This is a genomic window from Mesorhizobium sp. M1E.F.Ca.ET.063.01.1.1, from assembly GCF_003998155.1.
Classification (GTDB): domain Bacteria; phylum Pseudomonadota; class Alphaproteobacteria; order Rhizobiales; family Rhizobiaceae; genus Mesorhizobium.
The window spans coordinates 1-7769 of the sequence record NZ_RZSC01000253.1; the positions used below are offsets into that span (position 1 = coordinate 1).

Here is a 7769-nt window from a genome sequence, read left to right on the forward strand (position 1 = left end):
GCCGAAAGCATGGACGGCGAAGATCGCGACGACGGCCGCGGCCAGCAACCAGCGGCGGCGGCGCAGCCGGGCGACGATGGCTTCCATCGCGCCTTTTCGCTCTGCGCCCGTATCGACCATGCGCTACCCCCGGTTAGCCGGCCAGCGGATATCGCCTTTGACCAGCCTTGCGCATGGCCCTGAAAATCGGGATCGATTTTCGCAATGGTTCATGCGCAAAATCAACATGCTACGGCGTCATTGCGTCCGGACGGACACGCGGCGTCGCAGAGGCTCCATAGCATGAGTCCGCAAGCCGGAAAGGGTTCGTCTCGATGAAAAAAGCCAAGGAACAAGCCGAAACGGCGCCTGCCTCAGGACCGATCAAGATCAAGATCGGCGGCAAGGACCGCGAGTTCGACATCGACAACCCGGTGCTTCCGGACTGGATCGAGGCCAACAAGCTCACCGCCGGCGGCTATCCTTACGACAAGAAGATGAACAGCGAGGACTACGATAAGGAGCTCGAGTGCCTTCAGATCGAGCTGGTCAAGGCGCAGACCTGGCTGCAGGCTACGGGCAAGCGGGTGATGGCGCTGTTCGAGGGACGCGACGCGGCCGGCAAGGGCGGCACGATCTTCGTGCTGCGGCAGTACATGAACCCGCGCACGGCGCGCAACGTGGCGCTGACCAAGCCGACGCCGACGGAGCTTGGGCAGTGGTATTACCAGCGCTATGTCGATCATTTCCCGACCTCCGGCGAGTTCGTCACCTTCGACCGTTCCTGGTACAACCGCGCCGGCGTCGAGCCGGTCATGGGGTTCTGCACGCCGCAGCAGTGCGAGAAATTCCTCGACGAGACGCCGCATTTCGAGCGCATGATCTGCAACGAGGGCATCCACTTCTTCAAATTCTGGCTGAACATCGGCCGCGAGACGCAGCTCGAACGGTTCCATGATCGCCGCTGGTCGCCATTGAGGAACTGGAAGTTCTCGCCGATCGACATCGCCGGCATCAACAAATGGGACGACTACACCGAGGCGCGCGACCGGATGGTCGAGCGCACCCACAAGGAGTTCGCGCCCTGGATCGTCGTGCGCGCCAACGACAAGCGCCGCGCGCGGCTTGCCGTCATCCAGCGGATCCTGTTGTCGCTGCCTTATGACGGGCGCGATCTCGATGCCATCGGCAAGCAGGACAAGAAGATCATCGGCGAAGGGCCGTCGTTCCTGGAGAAATAACTTTACCGGCGCCCGCCAAACGTTACAGCGCCGCGCATCTTTGGGGTGCGCGGCGCTGAGCTTTTTACGAGAGTGCTCAGGCGGCCAGGCGGGCGATCCGCTGCAGCCGCTTCAGCGTTGCGTCGTCCTGGAGCGCCTGCTGGAACAGCGATATCTCATGGTCGATGCGGTCGCACAGAACGTCCGTATCGCCCTTGAGCAGACCGCGCGTCTGCAGCAGCGCGGCAACCGGCTTCTTGGCGAGCTGCCTTGCCCGCGCCAGGGCCATCTCCTCCGCGCTGCCTTCCACGATCTCGCCGACAAGGCCAAGCGCCTTGGCGTCCTCGACGCCCAGCGTGTCGCCCAGGCAGAAGAACCGGAAGGCGCCGGCATAGCCGAGCTTCTGAGGCGCCAGGATGCTGGTCGCGGCATCCGGCACGAGGCCGAAATCGACGAAGGGCACCCTGAAAGTGCTGCCCCTCGAAGCAATCACCATGTCGCAGTGGAACAGAATGGTGCAGCCGACACCGACGGCATCCCCGTCCACGCAGGCAAGGACGGGCTTGGGGAACGTCGCCAGCATGCGGAACATGTCGGTGACGGCGGCGATGAGCTGCTTGTGCTTGGTGGCGTCGAGGAACTCCGAGAAGTCGCCGCCAAGGCAGAAGCAGCCGGCGAGGCCGCGCAGCACGACCACGCGGACGTCGTCATTGACGGCGGCCTCGTGGAAGGTCCGGGCGAGGCTCGCATAGGCATGCCTGTCCAGCACCGGCCGGCCGTCATGCGAGGACACCGTGACGACCAGCGTGTGGCCGCGCAGTTCCGGTTCGGGATGGAAGCTCATGACCACCTCCCTCACGAAGCCTGCCGCAATCCGAGCTGGCCGGGATAGCCCCTGTTCAGCACCGGCAGGAAGTGATTGCGGCGCTGGCGCACCACATTCAGCGTGTGCTCGGTGAAGGTGAGCAGCGTCGCCACGACCTGCTGGTTGCCATAGGTGCGCTGGTAGCCGAGCGGCGTCGCCAGGAAGTGCAGCTGCAGCGCCCGCAGCACCCACATCGGTTCGAATTCGATGATGACCTGGTTGACGCCGCGCTTGAGGCCCCATTCGACGAAGCCGGCGATCAGCTCGGTGCCGACCGTCGAAACCCCGCGCTTCCCGTCGCGAAAGCCCGGCGCCACGGCATAGCGGGTAAGCTCCCAGACATTTGGCCCCGACGGGGGCGTCCCTTCATAGAGATCCGACAGGACGTCGGTCAGAAGATGCGCCCGCGTCGTCGGCAGCATGCGCTGGTAGCCGGCGAGTTCGCCGTTGCGGATGACAAGGTGATGTTCGGCCTCCTCATGGTCGAACTGGTCGATCTCGAGGCCGTCCGGGCGATCGAGATCGGTCCATCCCATCTCCTCGACGAAGATCCTGTGGCGCAGGCGATGGACCGCTTCCCAAAGGTCGGGACGCTCCATCAATTCCTGAGTGGTAAGGGAAAAAAGCATTAGCCGTCTCCTGGGCTTAAGAGGAAGATACGGCCGGGCTTTCCCGAAAATATTACGCGATCGCGTAGGCAAGAATTTCTAGGCCAGCACGGCCGACCTGGCTAATATAGCCTCGCCTAATGGCGTCCGCGACAGCTTGGACCCGTTGGCGGCACCGAGTTTGCTTTTGCGTTAAGAAAGCATTAGCCGTCTCCCGGAAGGAGATACGGCCGGGCTTTCCCGAAAATGTTGCGTGCTGGCGCAGGCAAGCATTTCCAGGCCGAAACGACCAGCCTAGCTAATATAGCCACGCCTGATCGCCTCGGCGACTGCCTGCACACGATTGGCGGCGCCGAGTTTGCTTTTGGCGTTAAGAAGGTGTTTCTCGGAGGTGTGCTCCGAGATGCCGAGGATCTGCGAGATTTCCCACTCGGACTTGCCGACCGCGGCCCATTGCAGGCACTCGCGCTCGCGCGGCGTCAATTCTATGTGATCGATGACCTTGCCGGCCATCGTATGAAGCTGCATGGCACGGCCGACGGCGTAGGTCGACACCAGCGAGACCATCCCGAACTCGGCTTCCGACAGCTCGACGGACTCGCCGCCCAACGAGACCATGACGATCTGGCCGTCGAGCGTGACCAACGGGAAGGCGAGACCATCGCGCAGCTTGAACTCGCGGGCATCGCCCATGACCTCGTCGCTGCTCTTGTCGATGATGATGGCCTGCGAGGCCTCCCGCCACTGGAACGGGGCCTGCAATTGCTTCATGTGGCTGACGACTGGATCATGGTCGACATAGTTGCGCGCCACGTAGCGCTCCAGCCACTCGCCCGGCCAGTCACAGAGAAGCACATGATCTTTCTGCTGGCCGCGCGGCGTGCCGGGCTGCGGCACGGTTCCGGCCATCAGCGCCGTCAGCCCGAATTTCGAGGTGACGCCGAGCAGCCGCTCGCACACCGCCGCGGCAGTGTTGGCGCGTTGCAATTGGTCTATGTATTCCAGAGTTCTATCGAACATGCTCATCGCAACATCTACCCCATGTTGCTTTTGCTTCATGACCGACGGTAGATGCCCGAACCACCCTTCGCCATCAACCCCCGCATCGCAAGCTTTTTCGTGACGCCGGTGACCTCCCCCGTTGCCGGCGCGCATGCTGCCACTTGCAGATGTGCTAAACCATACGCCGAATTCGCCCGTTTGAAATCAAAAACCGTTGTGCCTGCACTGTTTTCGTACGAAAAGCCAAGGAACATGACTGGGCGGAACCTTATCGTGACTTTCCGGTGGATATTTCTAGCCCTGATCTCGGCGCTGATCGGGGGGACGCCGCTTGCCGGCGCGACTCAGGCCGCGGAGCCGAAGGTGCCGGTGCTGTGGGACGCCAAGGAACGACTGCCCAAGCCCGACCTTTCCGCGCTGCCGCGATTGAGATTCCTCACCACCACCGATTTTCCGCCGTTCAACTTCCTCGACGGCGCCGGCCGGCTGTCGGGCTTCCATATCGACCTGGCGCGGGCGATCTGCGCGGAACTCGGCATCGTCGAGAAATGTCAGATCCAGGCGCTGCCCTGGAACGAGTTGGAAGGCGCGCTGCAGAAGGGCGAAGGCGAGGCGATCATCGCCGGCATCGCGGCGACGCCGGAAAGCCGCGAGAAATATGCCTTCTCGCGTTCGTACCTGCAGTTTCCGGCGCGCTTCATCATGCCGAAGGCCAAGGCCTTCACCGAGCCGATCCTCGACAAGCTGCGCAGCAAGCGGGTCGGCGTCATGGCAGGCTCGGCGCATGAGAAGATGCTGCGCGACTATTTCAGCACAGTGCAGGTGGTGCCCTTCGACAAGCCCGAGGACCTCTACGCCGACCTCAAGGCCGGCAAGATCGATGCCGCCTTCGGCGACGGCATGCGCTTTGCCTTCTGGCTGGGCGGCTCGAATGCCGCCGGTTGCTGCCGCTTCGCCGGCGGGCCGTATCTGGCGCCGGAATATCTGGGCTCGGGCATGGCGATCGCCACCAGGGCGGGCGACCCGGCGCTGGCGGCAGCGTTCGACTATGCGCTGCAGGAAATCTCGATCAAAGGCATCTTCGCCGAGTTCTACCTGCGCTATTTCCCGGTGAGCTTCTTCTGAGGGCTGCCGATATTCAGGTGAGGCCGGCCTGCAAGTAGCGAGTTCCTACGCTTCCGGCCTTCGCCGGTCGAAGCACTTAGGAGCGGCGTGGCAGTTAAATTAAGGCTACAGCCGGTAGGCCGGTGCTCACGTACTTCAAGTACGCTCCACTCCGGTTCTCGGAACCCACTACTTTCGGCTCGGCCTGACCTGAATCTCAGTAGCCCTCGGTCCGTGCCAATATCAGGTCAGCGTACGCAGGCGCGCCTTCGCCGCGCGCGCTATAGCCGCAACGGTCAATGTGTCGAGGTCGAGCTTGAGGCGGATGAGCTGCAGCACCCGCACCTCTTCCATGCGCATTTCGAGATCGACGGCGGCCACTTCGAAAGCGGCCGCATAGGCGGTATCGCGGAGCCGCTCCGGCAATGTCTCGGCGACACGCGCAAGCACGCCTTCCAGCCCAGCCTCGTCATTCAGCGCCTTCTGGCATTCCTGCGCCACCGCGACCAGCCTGTCCTGGTTGAAATCGATGAACACCGGCCACGAGCGGACGACGTCGCCGATCCGCGCCAGCTCGACATCGGTCATGTCGCGGTCCGAAGCCGAGGTGATGACCATCAGGTAGATCATGGCTTCGTGCGGCGTCAGTGAACGCATTCAAAACTCCTCGATATTGGTGCCCTCAACGTAGGGGCCTCGTTGTGGCGCCGCAAGGAAAACCGCCGCAAATCGTTGACGCTCCGGCCCGTCGCGCCTAGAGACCGGTTTGAAAAATCTTTGGTGCCGCCAAGCCGGCACATGAGCTGGAAAGTGACATGACGGGATCAAACATCATCGATCTCAATCCCGAGATGCTTGCGGCTACCGCCGAAAGCAAGGCGTGGCCGTTCGAGGAAGCCAAGAAGATCATTGCGCGCTACAAGGACAAGGATTTCCCCGAGACCGTCCTGTTCGAAACCGGCTACGGCCCGTCCGGCCTGCCGCATATCGGCACCTTCGGCGAGGTGGCGCGCACCACGATGGTGCGGCACGCCTTCCGAGTGCTGACCGGGGACAAGGTCAAGACCAAGCTGCTCTGCTTCTCCGACGACATGGACGGGATGCGCAAGATCCCCGACAACGTGCCGGATCGCGCAGCGCTCGAGCCCTATCTGCACAAGCCGCTGACCGCAGTGCCCAATCCATTCGGCGGCGACTATGCGAGCTTCGCCGACCACAACAACGCGATGCTTTGCCGCTTCCTCGACACGTTCGGCTTCGACTACGAATTCGCCAGCGCAACCCAGTATTACAAGTCCGGCCGCTTCGACGAAGTGCTGCTGCGCGCCGCCGAGCGCTATGACGAGATCATGGCGGTGATGCTGCCGACGCTTGGGCCGGAGCGTCAGGCGACCTACAGCCCGTTCCTGCCGATCTCGCCGAAGAGCGGACGCGTGCTCTACGTGCCGATGAAGCATGTCGATGCCAAGGCCGGCACGATCACCTTCGACGACGAAGGCTCCGAGACCACGCTGCCGGTCACCGGCGGCAAGGTGAAGCTGCAGTGGAAGCCGGATTTCGGCATGCGCTGGGCTGCGCTCGGCGTCGATTTCGAGATGTTCGGCAAGGACCACCAGACCAACGCGGCGATCTACGACCGCATCTGCAACATCCTTGGCGGCCGCGCGCCCGAGCATTTCGTCTACGAGCTGTTCCTCGACGAGAACGGCCAGAAGATCTCGAAGTCGAAGGGCAACGGTCTCACCATCGACGAGTGGCTGACCTACGCGCCGACCGAGAGCCTCGGCCTCTACATGTATCAGCGGCCGCGGCAGGCCAAGAAGCTTTATTTCGACGTCATCCCGAAAGCGGTCGACGAATACTACGCCTTCCTGTCCGCCTATCCGCGGCAGGACTGGAAGGAACGGCTCGGCAACCCGGTCTGGCACATGCATGACGGCAACCCGCCGGCGATCGACCTGCCGGTGCCCTTCGCGCTGCTGCTCAATCTGGTCAGCGCCTCCAACGCGCATGACAAGGCGGTGCTGTGGGGCTTCATCTCGCGCCATGCCCCCGGCGTGACGCCGAGGACGCACCCGGAGCTCGACCGGCTGACCGGCTATGCGATCCGCTACTTCGACGACTTCGTGAAGCCGACCAAGGTCTATCGTGCCGCCGACGACGTGGAGCGCGAGGCGCTGGCGAAGCTGTCGGAGGCGCTCGGCGCGCTCCCGCAAGGCGCTGACGGCGAGGCGATCCAGAACGCGGCGCTCAACGTCGCGCGGCGGATCGAGCGCTATCAGGACCATTCCAAGCAGAGCCCGGAAGGCGGCCCCGGCGTGTCGGTCGCCTTCTTCCAGATGATCTACCAGGTGCTGATCGGACAGGAACGCGGACCGCGCTTCGGCTCCTTCGCGGCGCTTTACGGCATCGCCGAGACGCGCGCGCTTATTGAGCGGGCGCTGGCTGGTCAGTTGGCGGCATAACGGCCCCGTCTTCCGACGGCAGGATGGAATCCGGCGCGGCGGGCGCGGGGCTGGCGGCCGGCAGCGCCGGCAGGCCGCCGAGTTTCGGCGCCGCGCCGAAGATGCCTTTCTTCGCCGCGCGCGCCTTGTCGCCCGCCTCGGCATAGGGGCCGCCTTGCGTAGGTCGCGCCCAGCCGTTTTCCACCAGCCACTGGCCGACATCCTTGTTGCCGACCCAGCACTCGGCGGAAACAGCACCGCCCCCGCCTTTCGAAGGCACGGCGCAGGCTACTGTCCGTCCGCGCAGGAAGGCACGGAATGCGGTCCGGGCACGCGCACCGCACGCCCAGGATTTGCCTTCGTCGTCGTTGCAAGTCTCGTTGTCCTTCACGACGTCGATACCTGAAACGGTGACAGAATAGCCTTTCGACTCGATAACGCCTGCGGCGGAGGCGACGGGCTGGACCAGCTTGGTGCCATCCTGGCCATCCGGCATCTTCGATTTGCGCGGCTTGGGCGGGCCGGCCAGCGCCAGATCGCTGAGCGG

The 7769-nt window shown here is 63.6% G+C and carries 8 protein-coding genes; 3 read left to right on the forward strand and 5 right to left on the reverse strand.

The features are described from left to right. Positions 1-314: 314 nt before the first annotated feature. A complete protein-coding gene (ppk2, locus tag EOA29_RS18460) occupies positions 315-1220 on the forward strand; it encodes a polyphosphate kinase 2 (RefSeq protein WP_126090289.1) in 906 nt (301 codons plus the stop codon). Between the two features lie 76 nt (positions 1221-1296). Here ppk2 and EOA29_RS18465 read toward each other — a convergent pair whose 3' ends face one another. From EOA29_RS18465 to EOA29_RS18475, 3 genes are all read right to left on the reverse strand, one after another. Further along, the gene (locus tag EOA29_RS18465; protein ID WP_126090290.1) at positions 1297-2043 is read right to left on the reverse strand and encodes an enoyl-CoA hydratase-related protein; all 747 of its coding nucleotides are present in this window, start codon (positions 2041-2043) and stop codon (positions 1297-1299) included. An 11-nt stretch (positions 2044-2054) separates the two neighbouring features. Further along, positions 2055-2693 carry an acyl-homoserine-lactone synthase gene (locus EOA29_RS18470; RefSeq protein ID WP_126090291.1) on the reverse strand — a complete coding sequence of 213 codons (639 nt, stop codon included), beginning with the start codon at positions 2691-2693 and terminating at the stop codon, positions 2055-2057. Positions 2694-2966: 273 nt separating this feature from the next. Next, positions 2967-3698 carry a LuxR family transcriptional regulator gene (locus EOA29_RS18475; RefSeq protein ID WP_126090292.1) on the reverse strand — a complete coding sequence of 244 codons (732 nt, stop codon included), beginning with the start codon at positions 3696-3698 and terminating at the stop codon, positions 2967-2969. A 249-nt stretch (positions 3699-3947) separates the two neighbouring features. Between EOA29_RS18475 and EOA29_RS18480 the strand changes: the two genes are divergently transcribed. Then, the gene (locus tag EOA29_RS18480) at positions 3948-4799 is read left to right on the forward strand and encodes a transporter substrate-binding domain-containing protein (RefSeq protein ID WP_245464819.1); all 852 of its coding nucleotides are present in this window, start codon (positions 3948-3950) and stop codon (positions 4797-4799) included. 222 nt (positions 4800-5021) lie between these two features. Here the strand turns inward: EOA29_RS18480 and EOA29_RS18485 are convergent, their stop codons facing one another. Continuing rightward, a complete protein-coding gene (locus EOA29_RS18485; RefSeq protein ID WP_126090294.1) occupies positions 5022-5435 on the reverse strand; it encodes a tellurite resistance TerB family protein in 414 nt (137 codons plus the stop codon). Positions 5436-5593: 158 nt separating this feature from the next. Here EOA29_RS18485 and EOA29_RS18490 point away from each other — a divergent pair, with 158 nt between their 5' ends. Beyond that, positions 5594-7243: a lysine--tRNA ligase gene (locus EOA29_RS18490; protein WP_126090295.1), complete on the forward strand. Its 1650-nt coding sequence runs from the start codon at positions 5594-5596 to the stop codon at positions 7241-7243. Here EOA29_RS18490 and EOA29_RS18495 read toward each other — a convergent pair. Then, the coding region (locus EOA29_RS18495; RefSeq protein ID WP_145969699.1) for a thermonuclease family protein at positions 7206-7769 on the reverse strand (564 nt) is incomplete at its 5' end. The two genes, EOA29_RS18490 and EOA29_RS18495, sit on opposite strands and share 38 nt — an antisense overlap.